This window comes from Pseudoalteromonas sp. bablab_jr011, assembly GCF_016464045.1.
Lineage (GTDB): Bacteria > Pseudomonadota > Gammaproteobacteria > Enterobacterales > Alteromonadaceae > Pseudoalteromonas > Pseudoalteromonas lipolytica.
This window is the reverse complement of the sequence record NZ_JACDWU010000113.1, coordinates 1-383: the sequence shown is the minus strand read 5'-3', so window position 1 is coordinate 383 and position 383 is coordinate 1. Positions and strand designations below refer to the sequence as shown.

At 41.8% G+C, this 383-nt stretch carries 1 protein-coding gene; it reads right to left on the bottom strand.

Going from position 1 to position 383, the window contains the following annotated elements; translation table 11 throughout:
- Positions 1-367 (bottom strand): helix-turn-helix domain-containing protein (locus tag JIG41_RS04650; protein WP_199524315.1); only part of this gene is annotated, 367 nt, incomplete at its 3' end.
- Positions 368-383 lie beyond the last annotated feature (16 nt).

The following is a 383-nucleotide window of genomic DNA, read 5'->3' as shown; positions in this document are numbered from 1 at the left end:
TATTGACCGCTCGGAAGCTATCATTGTGAAGCCGCTTCCTTTTGTAGGAAACTTTGTGCTTTGGAAAATGCTGCAAACGACCTTTAGAAAATGCATTCTTCATCGCTGTTTCCAAGTCGCGAGCAACCTGCTGAGCAGCAGAATCAAAGGCTTTAATCCAGCTAAATTCCTCGAATGGCTTAATTTCCTTGAGGAGAGAAGCCATATCTTTGTAAAACAGGAATGTTTTATCGTATTCATATCGACGCATATTTTCAGACAACAACAGATTCCAAATGCCACGCGCTGTCGCACCAAACTCAATGAGCTTAACTTCTTGTTCTGGCCTAGGGTTTAGCCTGTAGTTGTATCTGAGCGTCTTTTTCATATACTGTATAGACTAC